Below are 19,185 nucleotides of genomic sequence, written 5' to 3' on the forward strand. Positions count from 1 at the left end.
GGGTGGGCGCCGTTTTTGCCCAGCGTGGTGGCGGCGGGGGCGATGCCGGCGCAGTTGACGGCAGCGGTGATGCCGCCCATGGCCTCGGCCGCGGCATTGATGCTGGCCTGCACCGAAGCCTCGTCGGTGACGTCGGTCTTGTGAAAGGTGCCACCGAGTTCGGCGGCGACCTTTTCGCCGGCCTCGGCATTGAGGTCGAACAGCGCGACCTTGGCGCCATTGGCGGCGAACTGGCGGGCGGTGGCCTCTCCGAGGCCGGATGCGCCTCCGGTGATGACGGCGCGGGTATCGGCGATTTTCATGGGGCTCTCCTCAGGCGGCATGAAATGAACATCTGTTCAAATAGCCGCATCGCCGCCGGTCTGTCCAGTGGGTAGAAACGCGGGGCGCCCCCGGGGGGGGCGGGGGGCGCGGCGTCGCGCGTCTGGGGCAAAGGGGCGCTGCCCCTCTTGACCTGCGGGCAATTCGCCCCGGAGTAGTTTTGAAGAGATGAAAAAGGGCCCGCGAAGGGGCCCCTGATCGGTGATGGTGTTTTCTGGTGATCAGCGGTCGAGCTGGACCAGGGCGTGGCGTTTCTTGCCCGCCGAGAGCTTGATCGGCGAGGCCAGGGCGGCGGCGTCGATCATCAGCCCGGCATCGGTCAGCGGCGCATCGTCGAGCCGGGCGCCGTTTTCCGAGATCAGGCGCTTGGCTTCCTTGCCGGACTTGGCAAGACCCGATTTCACGATCAGCTGCACGATGGAGATGCCATCGCCGATGTCGCCGGCCGAAAGGGTCAGGGTGGGTAGGTCGTCGCCGATGCCGCCCTTCTCGAAGACTTCGCGCGCCGTGGCCTCGGCTGCGGCGGCGGCCTCGGCGCCGTGGCAGAGCGTGGTCACCGCGTTGGCGAGCACGATCTTGGCGTCGTTGATGTCCGAGCCCGCCAGTTTGCCGAGACGATCACAGTCATCCAGCGGCAGCTCGGTGTAGAGCTTGAGGAAGCGGCCGACATCGGCATCGGTGGTGTTGCGCCAGAACTGCCAGAATTCGTAGGGCGACCGCATGTCGGCGTTGAGCCAGACCGCGCCATCGGCGGATTTGCCCATCTTCTTGCCGTCCGAGGTGGTCAGCAGCGGCGAGGTCAGGCCGAAGATCTGGTTGTCGATCACCCGGCGCGTCAGGTCGATGCCATTGACGATATTGCCCCATTGATCCGAGCCGCCGAACTGCACCAGACAGCCATAGCGGCGGTTCAGCTCGAGGAAGTCATAGGCCTGAAGGATCATGTAGTTGAATTCAAGGAACGACAGCGACTGCTCGCGGTCGAGGCGCGATTTCACCGATTCGAACGACAGCATGCGGTTGACCGAGAAATGGCGGCCGATGTCGCGCAGGAAATCGAGGTAGTTGAGATCGTCGAGCCACTCGGCGTTGTTCAGCATCAGCGCATCGGTGGCGCCGTCGCCATAGTCGAGATATTTGGCGAAGACCTGCTTGATGCCGGCGATATTGGCGTCGATCTGATCCGGGGTCAGCAGCGGGCGCTCGTCGGCGCGGAACGACGGATCGCCGACCTTGGTGGTGCCGCCGCCCATCAGGGTGATCGGCTTGTGGCCGGTCTTTTGCAGCCAGCGCAGCATCATGATCTGGATCAGCGAGCCGACATGCAGCGATTTCGCCGTCGCATCAAAGCCGATATAGCCCGGAACCACGCCCTTGCACAGCGCCTCGTCGAGGCCCTGATAATCGGTGCAGTCCGCAAGGAAGCCGCGTTCGATCATAACCGACATGAAGTCGGATTTGGGGTGGTAGGTCATGGTTTCGGTCCCGTATTATCTGCGCAGCCGTGTATAGGCGGCGATTGGGCAAAGGAAAAGGCCATGTTGAAGGCCAGGACAGGCAAAACCCGCTGGCAGGCCCTGGGGGCGATGTCGGGCACCTCGCTTGACGGGGTGGACGCGGCGATGGTCGAGACCGACGGGGTCGAGATCTTCGGTTTCGGGCGTTCGGATTATCGCCCTTACGGGTCCGAGGAACGGGCCGTTCTGACCCGGGCGCTGGGGCAATGGGGCGGCGATCTGGCCGAGGCGGCGCAGGCGGTGGTGGATGCGGCGCATCGCGATATTCTCGGCGGCTTTCCCGAGGCCGAGATCGTCGGCTTTCATGGCCAGACCCTGGCCCACGAGCCGCGCGGGCGCGGCACCTGCCAGGTCGGCGACGGGCAGGCGCTGGCCGAGGCGCTGGGGCGGCCGGTGGTCTGGGATTTCCGCAGTTCGGACGTCAGCCTGGGCGGCGAGGGCGCGCCGCTGGCGCCGTTCTTCCATTTCGCCTGCGCGCGCTGGATCGGCGCCGAGGCGCCCCTGTGTTTCCTGAACCTCGGCGGGGTGGGCAACATCACCTGGGTCGACCCGCTGGCCGAGGGGCCCGAGGCGGAAGGGGCCTTGCTGGCCTTTGACACCGGGCCGGCCAATGCGCCGATCAACGACCTGATGCGGGAAAGGCTGGGGGTGGACTGCGATCTTGACGGGGCGGTGGCGATGGAAGGCGAGGTGGAGAGCGGCGCGCTTGAGCTGTTCCTTGCCGAACCATATTTCGCACGTATGCCGCCCAAGTCTTTGGACAGGAACGACTTTTCAGAAATGATCGGGCTGGTGCGGGAATTGTCCGACGCCGATGCGGCGGCGACGCTGACGGCGATGTGCGCCGCCGGGGTAGCCGGCGGAATGATGCATTGCCCGTCGCCGCCGACACAGGTTCTGGTCACCGGCGGCGGCCGCAAAAACCCGGTGTTGATGGAAATGCTGCGGGTGTCGCTGGATTGCCCGGTGCGCCCCGTCGAAGCGGTCGGGCTGGACGGTGACATGCTGGAGGCCCAGGCCTTTGCCCATCTGGCGGTGCGGGTGGCGCGCGGTCTGCCGACCTCGTCGCCCGCCACCACCGGGGTGCGGGCGCTGGTCGGCGGCGGCGTGGTGAGCCGGCCCGAGGGCAATTAGGGGCCTCGCCCCTCTTGGCGGCGCCAATTCACCCCCAGTATTTGGCAAGAGATGAAGAGCCGGGCGGCACCGGGACCGAACCGCTCAGGTGATGTCGAAGCCGGGGGCGGCGAGGGTGAACCCCTCGAAGCGGAAGCCGGGCGAGACGGTGCAGCCGACCAGGGTCCAGTCGCCGGTGGTTTTCGCGGCCTGCCAGTGGTTTTCGGGCACGATGATCTGCGGCGACTGGCCGCCGGCGAGGTCGGGGCCAAGGACCCGGTCGCGGCGCGGGCCGGCATCGCTGGCGGCCTCTGAGAGGATCAGGGGCGCGCCGGCGTAGAAGTGCCAGATCTCGGCGGCATCGACGCGGTGCCAGTGGCTGCATTCGCCCCGTTGCAGAAGGAAGAAGATGGCGGTGCCGGCGGCGCGCGTGCCCTCGGGGGCGTCGGCGATCCAGGTCTGGCGGTAATGGCCGCCCTCGGGATGCGGGGCGAGGTTCAGGCGGGCGATGATCTCGGCGGCGGTCATGCGGCATTTGTCGCCGATGCCGCGCCCCGCGACAAGTCCCCAAGCGCCGCCAGCACCTTGTCGGCGGCCACCTCGGGGGCCTCGAGCGGCAGGAGGTGGCCGTGTTCGGGCAGGTGGGTGACCGGCAGGTCGGGCCGGGCCTTTTGCAGCCGGGCGAGGATCGCGGGATCGAGGAACAGCGAGGGTTTGGCGGCGATGATGCGGGTCGGGACCGCGAGCCGTTTCAGCACCGGCAGGATTTCGGCCGGCGAGGCGTAGTTATGGGCCTCCCAGGCGAGGGGGAAGCGCAGGTGGCGGCCCATGTCGCCTGCCTCTGTCAGGGCCAGCACCAGCTGGTGCAGGCGGTCGTCGGAAAAGCGGCGATAGGCGCGGTTGGCGCGGAATTCGCGATAGAGGCTGTCGGTGTCGGGCCAATGGCCGGGGCGGCTGTGCAGCTCCTTAGCCGGGCCGAGACGCAGGCGCACGTCATAGGGCAGGAGGCGCATCATCAGCACCAGGCGGCGGGGGATGCCCGAGGGTTCGATCAACACCAGCCCCGAGAACAGGTCGGGGCGTTTGAGCGCCGCCATGGCGGTGGCGGCGGCGCCCATGGAATGGGCCACCGCGAGGGTCGGCCCTGTGGCCGTGGCATCGAGCCAGGCGATCAGGTCGTCGGCATATTGCGCCCAGCCGAAGCGGCGGTCGGGCTGCGGCGCCGTGGGCCAGAGCGGGCGCATGTCGAGGGCGCTGACCGTGTAATGCGGCGCGATGCGTTGGAGGAAGGGCTGATAGCAGGCGGCCCCGAAACCGTTGGCGTGGTAGAAATGCAGCGGCGCACCGGCCGGCGTGTAATGCAGGCTGCTGGCCCGGTGACGGCCGATCGGGGTCAGGCAAAGTTGCGCGGTCATGGCAGCAGGTTAGGGCGCGCTTCAGCGGCAGAAAACCGTGACGTGGCGTGAGCGGGCGGCGATTGCGGCGCGCGCACCGGGGTCCGCCGCAACGAAAAACGCGGCGCCGAAAAGGCGCCGCGCTGCAGTGTTCGTGATCGTCGCGGCCTTAGGCCAGCGAGATGTTGATTGCGGCTTCGCGGCCGTCACGGCCGGCTTCGAGGTCGAAGGTCACTTTCTGGTTGTCGGCCAGGCCGGTGAGGCCGGAACGCTCGACCGCCGAGATGTGCACGAAGACATCCTTGCTGCCGCCGTCGGGTGCGATGAAGCCGTAGCCTTTGGTGGTGTTGAACCATTTTACGGTGCCAGTGGCCATATCCGTAGTCTCCTGTTTTTGTGTTGCCCACGTCCTTGCGGCAACCTGGCGTTGTTGGTCTGGATCGATAGACTGAACGCCGAAAATCGGGAGACAGTGGTCGAAAAAGATAACGTTAGCGAGTCCGATATGGGCCCCGCAATCGCATCTTGCAAGCTTTTTGTTGTACCGAGGATGCAGATTTCCCGATGTCTGAGAGCTTCGGGCCACCATCTGCGCGGTGGCCCGGAGCAATCGCTTGCGGCCGGTTATTTCAGAATCGAGCGGCCGGCGTATTCCGCGGTTTCACCCAGCAGTTCCTCGATGCGGATCAGCTGGTTGTATTTTGCCAGACGGTCCGAGCGCGATAGCGAGCCGGTTTTGATCTGGCCGCAGTTGGTGGCGACCGCAAGGTCGGCGATGGTGGCGTCCTCGGTTTCGCCCGAGCGGTGCGACATCACGTTGGTATAGCGCGCACGATGCGCCATATCGACGGCCTTCAGCGTCTCGGTGAGCGAGCCGATCTGGTTGACCTTGACCAGCATCGAGTTGGCGACGCCCCGGGCAATGCCGTCGGCCAGGCGGGCGGGGTTGGTGACGAAAAGGTCGTCGCCCACCAGCTGCACCTTGTCACCGATCTTGTCGGTCAGCAGCTTCCAGCCTTCCCAGTCGTCCTCGTCCATGCCGTCCTCGATCGAGATGATCGGGTAGTCGGCGCAGAGGTCGGCGAGATATTGTGCGTTTTCCTCGGAGGTCAGCGACTTGCCTTCGCCGGCCAGTTCGTATTTGCCGTCCTTGTAATATTCCGACGAGGCGCAGTCGAGCGCGAGGTAGATGTCCTCTCCGGGCTTGTAACCGGCCTTCTCGATCGAGGTCATCACGAAGTCCAGCGCCACGCGGGTCGATTCCAGCGCCGGGGCAAAGCCGCCCTCGTCGCCGATGCCGGTGTTGTAGCCGGCGGCCGACAGTTCTTTCTTCAGGGTGTGGAACACTTCGGCGCCCATGCGGATCGCTTCTTTCACGTTCGCCGCCGAGACCGGCATGATCATGAATTCCTGGATGTCGATCGGGTTGTCGGCATGTTCGCCGCCGTTGATGATGTTCATCATCGGCACCGGCAGCACGCGGGCCGAGGTGCCGCCGACATAGCGGAACAGCGGCTGCGCGGTGAAATCGGCCGCGGCCTTGGCGCAGGCCATGGACACGCCGAGAATGGCGTTGGCACCGAGACGCCCCTTGTTGGGGGTGCCGTCCAGCTCGATCATCGCCATGTCGATGGCGACCTGTTCGGTGACGTCAAAGCCGACCAGCGCCTCGGCGATCTCGCCGTTGACCGCGGCGACGGCTTCCAGCACCCCCTTGCCCAGATAGCGCGATGCGTCACCGTCGCGTTTTTCCACCGCCTCATGGGCCCCGGTCGAGGCGCCCGAGGGCACGGCGGCCCGGCCCATGGTGCCGTCCTCGAGGATCACGTCGACTTCGACGGTCGGGTTGCCGCGGCTGTCCAGGATTTCCCGGGCGTGGATGTCAATGATGGTGCTCATAGAGATGGTCCTTGAAATACCAGTTGGGTCGCGCAGAGCTATAGCAGGCAAGGAGGGAAAGTAAACCATCACCGTTAGCGCTAACATACCCGCTGTGGAGCGGTTAGGGCTAACAGCGACAGTTTTGCACAGCCGTGCCGGTCAGTCGCCGGGGAATTCGCCCTGAAGCGGTTCGGGCCGGCGGGCCAGCCGGCGTTCGCGCAGGAAGGTATAGAGCCCGGTGGCGATGATCAGGGCGCTGCCGGCAAGGGTCGCCAGATCGGGGCGTTCGCCGAAGACGAAGACGCCGACCAGCATGGAAAACACCAGCCGCGTGTAACGAAAGGGCGCGACGACGGCGGCTTCGCCGACCCGCATCGCGATGACGATGCCAAGATAGCCGGCGGCGCCGAACAGGATCGCCCCTGCGAACATGGTGGCCTCGGGCGCGCCGACACCGCCAAGGGGGCGGGCGGAAAAGGGCAGCATCAGGGCGCCGGCGAAGATCAGCGAGGCAAAGCCCTGGAACGAGATCACCAGCGACGAGACCGCCGCGTCGATGCGCCGGGTGACGAGATCGCGCACCACCACGGCCACCACCGCCACCAGCACCAGCAGCGTGGCCGGCTCGAAGGCATCGAGCCCGGGGCGGATGATCAGCAAGACGCCGACAAAGCCGAGCCCGATGGCGGTCCAGCGTCGCCAGCCCACATGTTCGCCGAGAAACAGCGCCGCGCCCATGGTCAGCCCCAGCGGCAGGGCCTGAAACACCGCCGCCACGGTCGAGATGTCGACCAGCGCCAGAGAGGTGGCAAAGAACATCGCCGCCAGCGCCTCGCTTGCGGCGCGCAGAAGCAGGATCGGGCGCCAGGCGGCGCGGTCGAACAGCGACTGGCCGGCAAGGGTGGCCAGCAGGCCGAACAGCACGGCCGAGCCCAGCCCGAGGCCGATCAGGATCTGGCCGGTCGGCAGCGGGCCGGACAGTTTCTTGATGAACATGTCCTCGAGGGTAAAACCGGCCATCGACAGCACGATCAGGAGGATGCCGCGAAGATTGTCCATTCTGCAACCGTAATGCTTGAAGTGTTAAGCGACTACAGCGGCAGATTTGCCGGCAGTTCAAGCCGCAACGCGACCAGCCCACCGGCTATTTTGTGATACGATCCATCAGGGGCGGTGATCGGTGCGCCGGTGCGGGCCGTGATCGGGGGCGCCCAGTGGCCGGATCTTGAGGCTGGTGATGCGGTTGGCCTCGCGGCCGACGACCTCGAAGCGGAAGCCATGGAAGGAAAACACCTGGCCGGGGGTGGGGATCATCTGGGCCTCGTGAATCACCAGCCCGGCCACGGTGTTGGCCTCGTCGTCGGGCAGGGACCACTCGGTGGCGCGGTTGAGGTCGCGAATGGTCATGGCGCCGTCGATCAGGAACTGGCCGTCTTCCGAACGGGCGATCTCGGGGTCGTCGGTATTGTCGAACTCGTCGGTGATCTCGCCGACGATCTCCTCGAGGATGTCCTCGAGGGTGATCAGCCCCTGTAGCGAGCCGTATTCGTCGACCACCAGCGCGAAATGCGAATGGCGGCGCAGGAATTCGCGCATCTGGTCGTCGAGCGAGGTGGTCTCGGGCACGAAATAGGGTTCGTTGGCGACTTCGGAGAGGTCGAATTCGGCCAGGCTTTCCAGCGTCGTGCTGGAATCGGCGACCCGGCGGTACATGGCGCGGAACAGATCCTTGGCGTGAACCACGCCGATGATGTTCTCGGGGTCGTTCTTGAATACCGGCAGCCGGGTGTGGTTGCTTTGCAGGCATTGATTCAGGATGTCGGCCGGGCTGTCGTCGGCATTGATCAACTCGATGCCCGAGCGGTGCAGCATGATCTCTTCGACGGTGCGGTCGCTGAGATCCAGCGCGCCGAGGATCCGGTCGCGGTCTTCCTTCTGCACCACGCCTTCGGAATGGCCCAGCTGAATGGCGCCGGCGATCTCTTCGCGCACCGCAAGGATATGGCTGTCGGGGTCGGTCTCGACGCCGAACAGGCGCAGCACCAGCCGTACCAGCCAGCGGACCGCCGTCACCACCGGGGCAAAGACGGTCACCAAAAGGCCGATCGGGCGCGCCACGGCGGCGGCGGCGTCCTCGGGGCGGGTGATGGCATAGGTCTTGGGCAGCACCTCGGCAAAGACCAGCACCAGCAGCGTCATCACCAGCGTCGCCAGCGCGACGCCCGATTCGCCAAAGGCGCGGGTGAACAGCGCGGTGGCCAGCGAGGCGGCGAGGATATTGACCAGGTTGTTGCCCAGGAGAACCGAGCCGATCAGCCTTTCGTTGTCCTCGGTGATGCGCAGCGCCTGCGCCGCGCCGCCGCTGCCCTTGTCGGCCTGGCTGCGCAGCTTGCCGCGCGACGCCGCAGTCAGCGCGGTCTCGGAGCCCGAGAAAAAGGCCGACAGGACCAGCAGGCCGAGGATCGCGCCGGCGCTGGCCCAGAAGGCGCTGTCGAGGGGGCTGGTGGTCGCCAGCAGGGCGATCTGTTCGGAACTGTCTGACATGGATGTGCTCATGCTGAGGTTATGGGCTTCACCTGGCGCCCGATCAAGCTGTGCGGCGATTATTTTCGTGCTTTGGCCAGGGGATGGTGGCTGTGCACCAGTTCGCTCAGCCGCTCGTCCAGCACATGGGTGTAGATCTCGGTGGTGGCGATGTCGGCATGGCCCAGCAGGGTCTGGATCGCCCGCAGATCGGCGCCGTTTGCCAGAAGATGGGTGGCAAAGGCATGGCGCAGCGTATGCGGCGTCACCCTGTCGGGGGCAATGCCGCCCGAGACGGCCAGATCCTTGATCAGCGTATAGAACCAGTGGCGCGTCAGATGACCGGCCTTGCCGCGCGACGGGAAGAGAAAAGTCGAGTGTTTTCCTGTTTTTGCCGCTGACTTCTCATCCATTGCGTCACGCTGTTTCAGCCAGGCCGTCAGCGCCGTTCTGGCGCCGGGCGACAGCGGCACCATACGCTCCTTGCCGCCCTTGCCGCGGATCAGCAGCATGTCCGGGTCACCCCGCGCCGCCGCCACCGGCAGCGACACCAGCTCGGTGACGCGCATGCCGGTGGCGTAAAGCAGTTCCATCAGGCAGGTGTTGCGCAGCTTGTCGGCGGGGGTGCGGCCGGTCTTGCGTGCCGCCTCGAGCAGGCGGTCGACCTCGATCACCTCCAGCGTCTTGGGCAGACGTTTGGCCCGGCCCGGCCCCTTGATCTGGATCGCCGGATTGTCGTCGCGCCAGCCTTCCTCGAAGGCAAAGCGGAACAGCTGTTTGACCGCCGACAGGCGCCGCGCGCGGGTCGATTGCGCCAGCCCCTGCGCCTCGCAGTCGATCAGCCATGCCTCGACATCGGCGCGGGTCGCCCCCTGAAAGCCGCAGCCGCGACCGGCACACCAGTCGGCGAAGTCGCGCAGGTCTCGGGCATAGGCCTCCTGGGTGTTGCGGGCGGCGCCCATTTCCGCCGCCTGTGCGTCAAGAAAGGTTGATATCCATCTGTAATCACTCATGGAAACCTATCCGCGCATGTCGATCAACACGGTCTGGAGCGCGGCCCGGCGCGCCGTGTCCTCAAGCCCGACCGCGCGCAGGATGGCCAGCGCGTCGGTCAGCGAGGCAAGATCGCCCTGGGCGCCGTCGGACATCATCTTCATGGCGTTGAGGATCACCTCGCCAAGCTGTCCACGGGCGAGCATGGCGGTAATGCCCTGCGGGATGCGCGCCTCGTGGAACCCGTCGGCGATGGCGCGCTGCAAGCGGTCGGTCGGCGTCCGGGGCGGGCTGCCCTGCGCCAGGCCGGCCAGGAAGTCGCGTGGCCCGGCCAGGGCGGCGGATTCATAGGCCGGAGACAGCAGCGCGATGTCGCGTGCAAGGCGGGCCGCGACCCCGCTCAGCGGCAGCGCCAGCAGCCGGCTGCCGTAGAGCCGGGCGAAGGGCACCTCGAGGTGCACGCTCTGCATCGCCGCCCAGGCCGGGGGCAGGGTGTCGGCGACCGCCGCCGCGTCCTGTGCGTTCAGCGCCGCGTCGAAGGCCTGGATCGCCTCGGTGCGGTCCCAGATCATCCCCGAGGCCGAGGGCCGGCCCTCGGAATAGATGCCCAAGAGCTGGTTCTCGGGCAGGGCGCCGGTGCGCGCCAGCCGCTCGGCGGCCTCGAGCCGCGGTTTCCAGCCGACGGTGCTGCGCAGGTCGGCATGGGCAAAGGGCCGCGGCAGCCCGGTGGTGGGCTGGGGCTCGCCGATGGCCTCGTAGAGACGGAACAGCAGCGGATCGGGGTCGGAATGGGCAACCAGGATCGGGTTGCCCTCGAACAGGTCGGGATCGAGAAAGCGCAGCAAGAGCGCGTCTTCCTCGTCGCTGATAAGGTCCAGCGCATTGGCGGTGTCCAGCATCAGGACGGCGCCGTTCCAGTCGCCGGCGCGTGCGGTGCAGAAAATGCGTGCCGCATAGCCGGGGGCCAGCCTCGGCGTTTCAACCAGCGCCTGGCAGGCGGCCTCTTCGAGACCCATCAGAAGCGTCACGTCGAACCAGCGCCGGAACAGTTCCGGGGTTGCCGGCCCGGCGCGCAGAAGCAGCGCGGCGGCCTGTTCCAGGGCACCCATCTCGACCAGCGTGTCGGTGCGCGCCAGCAACAGCGCGTCATCCACCCCGGCATCCCATGGCGCGTTGGCCTCGGCCAGCAGCAGCGTGTAGAGCAGCGCCTGCATGGCCGGCAGCAGCTCGGGCGATTGCTGGCGGATCAGTGTCGCCAGCGTGTCGGCGCGGCTGTGCTGCCACAGGCTGTCGGGCAGACCGGTCACATGCGACGGCAACAGCCCCACCGCATCGCGCCCCTGGGCGTCCAGCGTGTCGACGGTGATGTCGGGCCTCTCGCCGCTGTCGGCGACCGGGGGTTCCTCGAGGCCGAGGTCGAGGGTTACGGTCGGGGTCTGTTGCAGCCATTCGATGGCCGAGAGCGGCGCGCCGGTTTCGCCAAGGCCCGGCGTTGCCAGCCCGCAAAGCAGAGCGGCGCGGATGAGGGGTCTAGCCGCCATCGGAGGATGTCAGCGTCAGGGGGATGCGAATCTCCTGTTGCGGCGCGGAGAAGTCGGCGCCGAGGATCGGGCCGAGATAGGCATAGGCCACAAGTCCGATCACCGCCAGAACCACAAGGATGAATATGAGGCGGAAGAGTTTGCCCATGGCTGCCCCCGAATGCTGCCCGTTGTTTTTCCCAACTTATAACTGGCCTTTTGCGCAAGATCACGTCATTCAGTGCCGAAAGGGCAAATTTGGGCAAAGCCCGGCCGAAAATGGCCGGCGTTATGGGTGCATGGCGTTGAAGCTGAAGAAAACGGTTGTTCTGGTGGGCATGATGGGCGCCGGAAAGACAGCGGTGGGGCGGGCGCTGGCACAGCGGCTCGACGTGCCGTTTCTGGATTCGGATGCCGAGATCGTCAAGGCGGCCAATATGAGCATCGCCGAGATCTTCGAACGCGACGGCGAGCCCTTCTTCCGCCGCAAGGAGACCCAGGTGATCGAACGTCTCTTGGACGAGGAACGCGGCATCCTGTCGACCGGGGGCGGGGCCTATCTGTCCGAGGGCAACCGGCGGATGATCTCGGACAAGGGGGTGGCGGTGTGGCTCGATGCCGATCTCGAGCTGCTGTGGAACCGGGTCCGGCACAAGGACACCCGCCCGCTGCTGCGCACCCCCGACCCCCGCGCCACACTGGCCGAGATTTACGCCGCGCGGGTGCCCACCTATCGGCTTTCGGACCTCACGGTCAAATCCGATGCGAGCTATACAATCGACGACACGGCCGAAAGGGTGATCGGCGCCCTGCTGACACGGCCGGATGTGCTGGAGTGACACCAAGATGATCGAAACCGTGCATGTGGGACTGGGCGCGCGCGCCTATGACATTCACATCGGCCCCGGGCTGGTGGCCGAGGCCGGGCGTCACCTTGCGCCCTTGCTGGCGCGGCCGCGGCTGCGGGTGATTACCGACGAGAATGTCGCCGCCCTGCACCTTGACAGCCTGCGTGCCGGCCTCGCGGCCGAAGCGATCGAGATGGAGGCGCTGGTGCTGCCTGCCGGCGAGGCCACCAAGAGCTGGCCGCATTTCGAGCGCGCGGTCGAATGGCTGCTGGCGGAAAAGGTCGAGCGCCGAGACCTTGTGGTGGCCTTCGGCGGCGGGGTGATCGGCGATCTCACCGGCTTTGCCGCCGCCGTGCTGCGGCGCGGTGTCGGCTTCGTGCAGATCCCGACCTCGCTTCTGGCCCAGGTCGACAGTTCGGTTGGCGGCAAGACCGGCATCAATGCCCCCCAGGGCAAGAACCTGATCGGCGCCTTTCACCAGCCGGTGCGGGTTCTGGCCGATACCGACATCCTCGGCACGCTGACCCCGCGCGATTTCCTTGCCGGCTACGGCGAGGTGGTGAAATACGGGCTGCTGGGCGATGCGGGTTTTTTCGAATGGCTCGAAGACAACGGGCCGGCGCTGGCGGCGGGCGATCAGGCGGCGCGAATCGCGGCGGTCAGACGCTCCTGCGAGATGAAGGCCGAGATCGTCGCCCGCGACGAGACCGAACAGGGCGACCGGGCGCTGCTGAACCTCGGCCATACCTTCTGCCACGCGCTCGAGGCGGCGACCGGCTATGGCGACCGGCTGCTGCATGGCGAAGGGGTGGCGATCGGCTGCGCGCTGGCCTTCGAGCTCAGCCACCGGCTGGGCCTGTGTTCGCAGGAAGAGCCGAGCCGGGTGCGGGCGCATCTGGCCAACATGGGCATGAAGGTGGACCTTAAGGACATCGCCGGCGATCTGCCGGATGCCGATGGGCTGTTGGAGCTGATGGCGCAGGACAAGAAGGTCGTCGACGGCCAGCTGCGCTTTATCCTGGCGCGAGGCATCGGCGAGGCTTTCGTGACCTCGGACGTGCCGCGCGAGGTCGTGAAAGCCCTGCTGTCGGACGAGCTGGCGCGCCGCTGAGGCGCGGGCGCGCCCGTGCAACATGTTACCGCGTCAAAACGTCTCATCTAATCTGCGTAACTTTTAGGCAAATGTCGCAGCCAAGTTCAATTCTCGGAAGGAAAGTCTTGCATGTCGTCCTATTTGAAATCCACGCCCACACGTGACGGTTATTTCGGTGAATATGGCGGCGCGATGCTGCCGCCCGAGCTTGAGCCGCACTTCAAGGCCATCGGCGAAGCCTATGACAAGATTTCACAATCTGCCGAGTATATCCGTGACCTGCGCTATATCCGCAAGCATTTTCAGGGCCGCCCGACCCCGGTTTCCTATCTGAAGAATCTCAGTGAACGGTCCGGCGGCGCGCAGATCTATGCCAAGCGCGAGGATCTCAACCATACCGGCGCCCACAAGCTCAACCACTGCATGGCCGAGGCGCTTCTGGCCAAGCACATGGGCAAGACCAAGCTGATGGCCGAGACCGGCGCCGGCCAGCATGGCGTGGCGCTGGCCACGGCGGCGGCCTATTTCGGCATGGACTGCGAGATCCACATGGGCGAGATCGACATCGCCAAAGAGGCCCCCAACGTCACCCGGATGAAGCTTCTCGGTGCCGAGGTGGTGCCGGTCGGCTTTGGCGGGCGCTCGCTGAAAGAGGCGGTGGATTCGGCCTTCCAGTCCTATGTGCCACAGGCCGACACGGCGCTGTTTGCCATCGGCTCGGTGGTCGGGCCGCACCCGTTCCCTAAAATGGTCCGCGATTTCCAGCATATCGTCGGCATCGAGGCCCGCGAGCAGTTTCTCGAGATGACCGGCCATCTGCCCGATATCGTCGCCGCCTGCGTAGGTGGTGGTTCGAACGCCATGGGGCTGTTCGCCGGTTTCATCGACGATGAGGACGTGACGCTCTATGGTGTCGAGCCGCTGGGCACCTCGTCGAAACTGGGCGATCACGCGGCGACCATCACCTTTGGCGAGGACGGCGACATTCACGGTTTCCGCACCATGGTTCTCAAGGACGAGAACGGTGAGCCGGCGCCGGTGCATACCGTGGCTTCGGGGCTGGACTACCCCGGTGTCGGACCCGAGCACGCGCATCTTTACCGCACCGGGCGCGCCAATTACACCGCCGCCGACGACAAGGAGGCGCTCGAGGCCTTCTATGCGCTGTCGCGCCACGAGGGCATCATCCCGGCGCTGGAAAGCGCCCATGCGGTGGCCTTTGCCATGCGCGAGGCCAAGAACCATCCGGGGGGCTCGATCCTGATCAACCTTTCGGGACGCGGCGACAAGGATATCGACTACGTCACCGAGACCTACGGTTTCGGCGACAGCTGATCCGCGCGGCGCCGGGACTCGCCGCCAGACGGCAGGACCGGTGCCCTCAGCGGCCCTTCAGCACCATGAGTTCCCCCAGATTCTCGCGGGTGACATAGCCGATCATACGATCCCCGGTGGTGGTGATGGCCACCGCCGGGGCGCCCTTGTGCAGCGCGTCGAGCACGGTTTCCAGACCGGCGCCGACCGGCAGGTGCGGTACATCCGAAATCATGATGCCGCGCACCGGCGCGCTCTTGTCGGCCTCGTGCACCATGGCCTTGAAAATGGCGTTGCGGGTGACGAAGCCGAGGATCGGGCCGCCGGGCTCATGCACCGGGAACTCGTGCTGGGTGGTGCGGATCAGCGCCGCCGCCGCCGCTTCGCAACTGTCGTCGGGCGACAGGCTTTCGTAAGAGGTGATCATCGCGTCGCGGGCCGTCAGGCGCCGGGTGACGGCGCGCATCGCCACGTCGTGGCTTTCGGCATTGGCGGCGATGAAGACGAAGAAGGCGACCAGCACCAGCACCGGGTTGCCGGCGCTGAGCCCGGCAAAGGCCAGCACGAAGGCCACCAGCTGCCCGGCCACCGCCGCCATCCGCGTTGCCGCCACCCGGTCGGTGGTCAGGCTCAGCGTCGCGCGCAGCACCCGGCCGCCATCCATCGGGAAGGCCGGGATCAGGTTGAACAGCGCCAGGACCAGGTTGATCGTCGCCAGCTGGGCAAGGAATCCCGTCTGCGGCGACATCGATCCGGGCAGGGTGAGGCCGATGGCGCCCCCCGAAACAAGGCTCAGCAGCAGCCAGATCACCACATTCACCGCCGGCCCGGCCAGCGCCATGAGGATTTCCTGTCGCGGGTTTTCCGGGATCCGTTCCAGCCGCGCGATGCCGCCGATCGGCAGCAGGGTGATATCGGGCGTGCGGATGCCATATCGGCGCGCCACCAGCGCATGGCCGTATTCATGCGCCAGAACACAGGCGAATAGGGCCAGAACCAGCGCCGTGTTGTGGATCGCCGCGCCAAGGCCGCCCTGGTCATAGGCCGCCATGGCGATCCACAGCAGCAGCAGGAAAAAGGTCAGATGGATTCGCACCTCGCTGCCCAGCAGCCTGCCGAGGGAAATGGACCAGCTCATGTGACCTCCTGTCCGAATGAAAAAGGGGCGGCCCCGCCACCCCTTATATCATCAGAACGGAATTTCGTCGTCCAGATCGCGCGAGGGCGCCGACCGGCCGCCGCCCTGTCCGCCACCGCCGCCACCATAGCCGCCGCCCTGGTCGCCATAGCCGCTGTCGTAACCGCTGCCCTGTCCGCCGCCGCCATAGCCGCCGCCACCACCTTCGCCGCTGCGACCGTCAAGCATCACCAGCGTGCCGCCAAAGCCCTGAAGCACCACTTCGGTGCTATAGCGGTCCTGGCCCGACTGATCCTGCCATTTGCGGGTCTGCAACTGGCCCTCGATATAGACCTTGGAGCCCTTGCGCAGATATTGTTCGGCCACCCGCACCAGCCCTTCCTGAAAGATCGCGACCGAATGCCATTCGGTCTTTTCGCGGCGCTCGCCGGTGTTGCGGTCCTTCCAGGTTTCCGAGGTGGCAATGCGCAGGTTGCACACCTTGCCGCCGTTCTGAAAGGTCCGCACTTCGGGGTCGCGGCCGAGATTGCCCACCAGAATGACTTTGTTCACTGATCCGGCCATATGTCCGCTCCTTCCAGAATCTGAGTGTTGGTCCGGCACAGCATAGACCATCTGAACAAGGTTAATGGAACCCTAAACGCAAAGATTTTTCTTGCCGTCGCTGGGCGCGTTTCCGCCGTCGGAGACAGCCCGTGCGGCAATCGTGGAAATTCTCGCGCGATGCGATATAGTACGCGCGCAAACAAGCGCCGAGGGGCAGGGATCTGCGATGAGATATCTGGTATGTGGCATGTCGCTGATGCTGCTGGCGGCGGGTCCGGTCGCGGCCGATTTCCTCAAGTCCAATTCGAAATCAGCGGTTTACCGATCGCAGACCAGCGTGCTGGACAGTCGCGCCAGATCGCAGACCAAGGCCGCCGTGCGGCTCGAGGCGACCAAGGTCTATACGCCGTCGAAATGGGGTGACGGCAGTTTCGACGGCGCCTATGACGGCCCCTATCTGGCCATGGCGCAGGATGCGGCGCTGCGCAACGGGGTGCCGGTCGACATGTTCCTGAAACTGGTGCAGCAGGAAAGCGGCTGGAACGCATCGGCCAAATCCCACAAGGGGGCGCTGGGGCTGGCGCAGCTGATGCCCGAGACCGCGCGGCGGCTGAACGTCGACCCCCTCGATCCCTATCAGAACCTCGACGGTGGTGCGCGCTATTTGGCGCGGCAGTATCGCAGTTTCGGATCGTGGCGCCTGGCGCTGGCGGCCTATAACGCCGGCCCCGAGGCGGTGCGCAAATACGGCGGCGTGCCGCCCTACGAGGAAACCCGCAACTATGTTCGGGTGATCCTTGGCAGCTGACGCCCGGCGCGCGGCGCCGTCCGGGCCAAGCTTGTGTCGGCAACTCAGAGCCAGCGCATCAGCTTGAACAACAGGTAGAGCGCCACCCCCAGCGCCGCCGAGGCCAGCGCCAGCGCGCCGAAGGCCCAGGGCGTTTCGATCCCCGGCATTCCGGCGACGTTGACACCGAACAACCCGGTCAGGAACCCCAGCGGCAGGAAGATCGCGGCGACGACCGACAGCAGATAGCTGTTGCGGCTCATCAGGTTGGCGCCCTGGGCCTGATGATGCTCCATGATCAGCGCCAGCCGGTCGCGGGTGGCGTCAAGCTCTTCCAGCGCGCGCTGGGTCCGGTTGGCGCTTTCGCGCAGCAGCCGCTGGCTGGCGGTGTCCAGAAAACCCATCTGCGACCGCGTGAGATCGCCGAGCGCCTCGCGCTGCGGATTGACGAAGCGGCGCATCTTGGTGACCGTCTGGCGCAGCTGGTTCAGCTCGGGTCCGGGCAGGGCCTGGGTGGCCGGGTCGATGTCCTCGAAACCGTCGGTTTCCTCGTCAAGTTCCAGCGAGACGGCCTCGATCCGGCGGGTCAGCCCCTGCACCAACTCGTGCAGGAACAGTCCGACGCTGGCCGGCGCCCGCCCGGCTTCGGCGGCGCGGCGCAATTCGTCGGCCGCCCAGACCTTGCGCAGCCGGGCCGAGACGATGCAGTCCTCCGTCACCCAGAGGCGCAGGCTGACCATGTCCTCGGGGCTGGCGCCGGGGTTGAGGTTGACCCCGCGCAGGTTCAGCACCAGCCCCTGGTCGAGCCGGTCACAGCGCGGCCGGGTCTCGCTCTGCAACAGCGCCTGCGCGGCGATCTCGGGCAGTTTCTCGCGCGCCCAGAGCGCGGTTTCGGGCAGGTTCAGGTCAAGATGCAGCCAGCGATAGTTCGCCTCGGGTCCGGCGGCGGCCCGGGGCCAGGCCTCGGCGACCGGCCGGCAGCCCCCGGCGGTCACGTCGAAGGCGCAGATCGGCGTCACGCTCGGGGCGGTGTCGCTCATCACCCGCGCCCCTCGGGGCCATCATAGGCGCGTTCGACGCGGGCGACGCGCAAAGTGTAATGCTCATACCAGCGTGTCTTGCCCAGTTTCTGCGCCAGCAGGTGCCGGGCGACACCCTTCCAGGCCACCAGCGCCGCCTCGTCCTGCCAATAGCTGACGGTGATGCCGAGCCCGCTGTCGTCGCGGCTGCTCTCATGGCCGACATAGCCCGGCTGCTGCGCCGCCAGCGTCACCATCTCGGCGGCCATGGCGTCATAGCCGAGGTCGCCGTCGCTGCGCTGCGCGGTGAAGATGACGGCGTAATAGGGCGGGTCGGGCAGGGGGGCGAAACGTGTCATGGCCCGAGCTTATGCCCGGTTTGCGCTTTGGGAAAGGGGCCAGCAGGCCCCCTCCGCCATTCTTTTCAAGGCCGCCTGCGCTATTCTGCGGCGGTCTTGATGACCGGCTCCATGCGCGCCAGGATGTCGTCGGCGAGATGGCACTTGACCTGGTGCCCCTCGGCCAGGATGCGCACCGGCGGCACTTCGGTCTCGCAGAGACCACCGGCGACCTCTCCCTTCCAGCGGCAGCGGGTCTGGAACGGGCAGCCCGGCGGCGGGTTCATCGCCGAGGGAATGTCGCCCTCGAGCACGATATGCTGTTTCTCGATCGAGGTATCGGCGATCGGCACCGCCGACAGCAGCGCCTCGGTATAGGGGTGATAGGGCGGGGCGAAGACCTGATCGGTGGTGCCCAGTTCGACCACATGCCCGAGATACATCACCATCACCCGGTCGCTGAGATAGCGCACGATCGACAGATCGTGGCTGATGAACAGCAAGGTGGTCTTCTGTTCGCGCTGGATCTCCATCAACAGGTCGGTGACCGCCGCCTGCACCGAGACGTCGAGCGCCGAGACCGGTTCGTCGGCGACCACGATGCGGGCATCTCCGGCAAAGGCGCGGGCGATGCCGACCCGCTGTTTCTGGCCCCCCGAAAGCTGGCGCGGCATGCGGTCGGCAAAGGCGCGCGGCAGTTTCACCAGATCGAGCAGCTCCCGCATCCGCTGGCGCCGCGCCGCCTCGCTCTCGCCGACGCCGAAGATCTCCAGCGCCCGCATGATCTGGCGGCCCACCGTCATCGAGGGGTTGAGCGTGTCGAAGGGGTTCTGGAACACC

21 protein-coding genes are annotated in these 19,185 nt (G+C 66.3%); 5 read left to right on the plus strand and 16 right to left on the minus strand.

From position 1 onward, the window contains the following. Together ABZD10_RS04280 and tyrS are read right to left on the minus strand one after the other, a co-directional pair. On the minus strand, nucleotides 1–302 hold a 302-nt coding region (locus tag ABZD10_RS04280), incomplete at its 3' end, for an SDR family NAD(P)-dependent oxidoreductase (RefSeq protein ID WP_372884869.1). A gap of 240 nt (nucleotides 303–542) precedes the next feature. Beyond that, nucleotides 543–1,796, minus strand: coding sequence for a tyrosine--tRNA ligase (tyrS, locus tag ABZD10_RS04285; protein WP_372884870.1), 1,254 nt, complete (start codon nucleotides 1,794–1,796; stop codon nucleotides 543–545). Nucleotides 1,797–1,859: 63 nt separating this feature from the next. On the opposite strand from tyrS, the gene ABZD10_RS04290 reads away from it, so the two are divergent. Next, nucleotides 1,860–2,972: an anhydro-N-acetylmuramic acid kinase gene (locus ABZD10_RS04290; protein ID WP_372884871.1), complete on the plus strand. Its 1,113-nt coding sequence runs from the start codon at nucleotides 1,860–1,862 to the stop codon at nucleotides 2,970–2,972. Between the two features lie 84 nt (nucleotides 2,973–3,056). Here ABZD10_RS04290 and ABZD10_RS04295 read toward each other — a convergent pair whose 3' ends face one another. The 9 genes from ABZD10_RS04295 to ABZD10_RS04335 all read right to left on the minus strand — a co-directional run bounded on the left by ABZD10_RS04295 (nucleotide 3,057) and on the right by ABZD10_RS04335 (nucleotide 11,431). Further along, nucleotides 3,057–3,479 (minus strand): cupin domain-containing protein, encoded by a 423-nt coding sequence (locus ABZD10_RS04295; RefSeq protein WP_372884872.1) that lies wholly within the window; start codon nucleotides 3,477–3,479, stop codon nucleotides 3,057–3,059. After that, complete coding sequence (locus ABZD10_RS04300; protein ID WP_372884873.1) at nucleotides 3,476–4,366, minus strand: alpha/beta fold hydrolase; 891 nt, start codon at nucleotides 4,364–4,366, stop codon at nucleotides 3,476–3,478. The genes ABZD10_RS04295 and ABZD10_RS04300 overlap by 4 nt, the downstream gene beginning before the upstream one ends. A gap of 148 nt (nucleotides 4,367–4,514) precedes the next feature. Further along, entirely contained in the window at nucleotides 4,515–4,721 is a 207-nt protein-coding gene (locus tag ABZD10_RS04305; protein WP_372884874.1) for a cold-shock protein, read from the minus strand. A gap of 248 nt (nucleotides 4,722–4,969) precedes the next feature. Next, complete coding sequence (eno, locus tag ABZD10_RS04310; RefSeq protein WP_372884875.1) at nucleotides 4,970–6,244, minus strand: phosphopyruvate hydratase; 1,275 nt, start codon at nucleotides 6,242–6,244, stop codon at nucleotides 4,970–4,972. A 141-nt stretch (nucleotides 6,245–6,385) separates the two neighbouring features. Continuing rightward, complete coding sequence (locus tag ABZD10_RS04315) at nucleotides 6,386–7,285, minus strand: DMT family transporter (protein ID WP_372884876.1); 900 nt, start codon at nucleotides 7,283–7,285, stop codon at nucleotides 6,386–6,388. Between the two features lie 105 nt (nucleotides 7,286–7,390). Continuing rightward, nucleotides 7,391–8,770, minus strand: a complete 1,380-nt coding sequence (locus tag ABZD10_RS04320) for an HlyC/CorC family transporter (protein WP_372884877.1) — start codon at nucleotides 8,768–8,770, stop codon at nucleotides 7,391–7,393. 59 nt (nucleotides 8,771–8,829) lie between these two features. Then, complete coding sequence (locus tag ABZD10_RS04325) at nucleotides 8,830–9,762, minus strand: site-specific tyrosine recombinase XerD (protein WP_372884878.1); 933 nt, start codon at nucleotides 9,760–9,762, stop codon at nucleotides 8,830–8,832. 6 nt (nucleotides 9,763–9,768) lie between these two features. Beyond that, entirely contained in the window at nucleotides 9,769–11,283 is a 1,515-nt protein-coding gene (locus ABZD10_RS04330) for a hypothetical protein (RefSeq protein WP_372884879.1), read from the minus strand. Beyond that, a complete protein-coding gene (locus tag ABZD10_RS04335; protein WP_372884880.1) occupies nucleotides 11,273–11,431 on the minus strand; it encodes a hypothetical protein in 159 nt (52 codons plus the stop codon). Before ABZD10_RS04335 ends, ABZD10_RS04330 begins: the two co-directional genes overlap by 11 nt. Before the next feature lie 130 nt (nucleotides 11,432–11,561). On the opposite strand from ABZD10_RS04335, the gene ABZD10_RS04340 reads away from it, so the two are divergent. The 3 genes from ABZD10_RS04340 to trpB all read left to right on the plus strand — a co-directional run bounded on the left by ABZD10_RS04340 (nucleotide 11,562) and on the right by trpB (nucleotide 14,538). Further along, nucleotides 11,562–12,101, plus strand: a complete 540-nt coding sequence (locus tag ABZD10_RS04340; protein ID WP_372884881.1) for a shikimate kinase — start codon at nucleotides 11,562–11,564, stop codon at nucleotides 12,099–12,101. A 7-nt stretch (nucleotides 12,102–12,108) separates the two neighbouring features. Further along, the gene (gene aroB, locus ABZD10_RS04345; protein ID WP_372884889.1) at nucleotides 12,109–13,221 is read left to right on the plus strand and encodes a 3-dehydroquinate synthase; all 1,113 of its coding nucleotides are present in this window, start codon (nucleotides 12,109–12,111) and stop codon (nucleotides 13,219–13,221) included. Between the two features lie 111 nt (nucleotides 13,222–13,332). Then, the gene (gene trpB, locus ABZD10_RS04350; protein WP_372884882.1) at nucleotides 13,333–14,538 is read left to right on the plus strand and encodes a tryptophan synthase subunit beta; all 1,206 of its coding nucleotides are present in this window, start codon (nucleotides 13,333–13,335) and stop codon (nucleotides 14,536–14,538) included. Between the two features lie 46 nt (nucleotides 14,539–14,584). On the opposite strand, the gene ABZD10_RS04355 is transcribed toward trpB, so the two are convergent. Continuing rightward, nucleotides 14,585–15,655, minus strand: a complete 1,071-nt coding sequence (locus ABZD10_RS04355; RefSeq protein WP_372884883.1) for a site-2 protease family protein — start codon at nucleotides 15,653–15,655, stop codon at nucleotides 14,585–14,587. Between the two features lie 51 nt (nucleotides 15,656–15,706). Then, complete coding sequence (gene ssb / locus ABZD10_RS04360) at nucleotides 15,707–16,219, minus strand: single-stranded DNA-binding protein (RefSeq protein ID WP_372884884.1); 513 nt, start codon at nucleotides 16,217–16,219, stop codon at nucleotides 15,707–15,709. Between the two features lie 208 nt (nucleotides 16,220–16,427). On the opposite strand from ssb, the gene ABZD10_RS04365 reads away from it, so the two are divergent. Further along, nucleotides 16,428–17,009, plus strand: coding sequence for a lytic transglycosylase domain-containing protein (locus tag ABZD10_RS04365; protein WP_372884885.1), 582 nt, complete (start codon nucleotides 16,428–16,430; stop codon nucleotides 17,007–17,009). A gap of 44 nt (nucleotides 17,010–17,053) precedes the next feature. Here ABZD10_RS04365 and ABZD10_RS04370 read toward each other — a convergent pair whose 3' ends face one another. The 3 genes from ABZD10_RS04370 to ABZD10_RS04380 all read right to left on the minus strand — a co-directional run. After that, the gene (locus tag ABZD10_RS04370; protein ID WP_372884886.1) at nucleotides 17,054–18,028 is read right to left on the minus strand and encodes a zinc transporter ZntB; all 975 of its coding nucleotides are present in this window, start codon (nucleotides 18,026–18,028) and stop codon (nucleotides 17,054–17,056) included. Continuing rightward, nucleotides 18,028–18,366, minus strand: a complete 339-nt coding sequence (locus ABZD10_RS04375; RefSeq protein WP_372884887.1) for an antibiotic biosynthesis monooxygenase — start codon at nucleotides 18,364–18,366, stop codon at nucleotides 18,028–18,030. The genes ABZD10_RS04370 and ABZD10_RS04375 overlap by 1 nt, the downstream gene beginning before the upstream one ends. Before the next feature lie 80 nt (nucleotides 18,367–18,446). After that, nucleotides 18,447–19,185 (minus strand): oligopeptide/dipeptide ABC transporter ATP-binding protein (locus ABZD10_RS04380; RefSeq protein WP_372884888.1); only part of this gene is annotated, 739 nt, incomplete at its 5' end.

This window comes from Shimia sp., from assembly GCF_041624275.1.
Lineage (GTDB): Bacteria > Pseudomonadota > Alphaproteobacteria > Rhodobacterales > Rhodobacteraceae > Shimia.

What these genes read in the sequence shown, in the direction of transcription:
- tyrS (WP_372884870.1), bottom strand. Translation starts at nt 1,796, where the DNA reads ATGACCTACCACCCCAAATCCGACTTCATGTCGGTTATGATCGAACGC.
- ABZD10_RS04290 (WP_372884871.1), top strand. Translation starts at nt 1,860, where the DNA reads ATGTTGAAGGCCAGGACAGGCAAAACCCGCTGGCAGGCCCTGGGGGCG.
- ABZD10_RS04295 (WP_372884872.1), bottom strand. Translation starts at nt 3,479, where the DNA reads ATGACCGCCGCCGAGATCATCGCCCGCCTGAACCTCGCCCCGCATCCC.
- ABZD10_RS04300 (WP_372884873.1), bottom strand. Translation starts at nt 4,366, where the DNA reads ATGACCGCGCAACTTTGCCTGACCCCGATCGGCCGTCACCGGGCCAGC.
- ABZD10_RS04305 (WP_372884874.1), bottom strand. Translation starts at nt 4,721, where the DNA reads ATGGCCACTGGCACCGTAAAATGGTTCAACACCACCAAAGGCTACGGC.
- eno (WP_372884875.1), bottom strand. Translation starts at nt 6,244, where the DNA reads ATGAGCACCATCATTGACATCCACGCCCGGGAAATCCTGGACAGCCGC.
- ABZD10_RS04315 (WP_372884876.1), bottom strand. Translation starts at nt 7,285, where the DNA reads ATGGACAATCTTCGCGGCATCCTCCTGATCGTGCTGTCGATGGCCGGT.
- ABZD10_RS04320 (WP_372884877.1), bottom strand. Translation starts at nt 8,770, where the DNA reads ATGTCAGACAGTTCCGAACAGATCGCCCTGCTGGCGACCACCAGCCCC.
- ABZD10_RS04325 (WP_372884878.1), bottom strand. Translation starts at nt 9,762, where the DNA reads ATGAGTGATTACAGATGGATATCAACCTTTCTTGACGCACAGGCGGCG.
- ABZD10_RS04330 (WP_372884879.1), bottom strand. Translation starts at nt 11,283, where the DNA reads ATGGCGGCTAGACCCCTCATCCGCGCCGCTCTGCTTTGCGGGCTGGCA.
- ABZD10_RS04335 (WP_372884880.1), bottom strand. Translation starts at nt 11,431, where the DNA reads ATGGGCAAACTCTTCCGCCTCATATTCATCCTTGTGGTTCTGGCGGTG.
- ABZD10_RS04340 (WP_372884881.1), top strand. Translation starts at nt 11,562, where the DNA reads ATGGCGTTGAAGCTGAAGAAAACGGTTGTTCTGGTGGGCATGATGGGC.
- aroB (WP_372884889.1), top strand. Translation starts at nt 12,109, where the DNA reads ATGATCGAAACCGTGCATGTGGGACTGGGCGCGCGCGCCTATGACATT.
- trpB (WP_372884882.1), top strand. Translation starts at nt 13,333, where the DNA reads ATGTCGTCCTATTTGAAATCCACGCCCACACGTGACGGTTATTTCGGT.
- ABZD10_RS04355 (WP_372884883.1), bottom strand. Translation starts at nt 15,655, where the DNA reads ATGAGCTGGTCCATTTCCCTCGGCAGGCTGCTGGGCAGCGAGGTGCGA.
- ssb (WP_372884884.1), bottom strand. Translation starts at nt 16,219, where the DNA reads ATGGCCGGATCAGTGAACAAAGTCATTCTGGTGGGCAATCTCGGCCGC.
- ABZD10_RS04365 (WP_372884885.1), top strand. Translation starts at nt 16,428, where the DNA reads ATGAGATATCTGGTATGTGGCATGTCGCTGATGCTGCTGGCGGCGGGT.
- ABZD10_RS04370 (WP_372884886.1), bottom strand. Translation starts at nt 18,028, where the DNA reads ATGAGCGACACCGCCCCGAGCGTGACGCCGATCTGCGCCTTCGACGTG.
- ABZD10_RS04375 (WP_372884887.1), bottom strand. Translation starts at nt 18,366, where the DNA reads ATGACACGTTTCGCCCCCCTGCCCGACCCGCCCTATTACGCCGTCATC.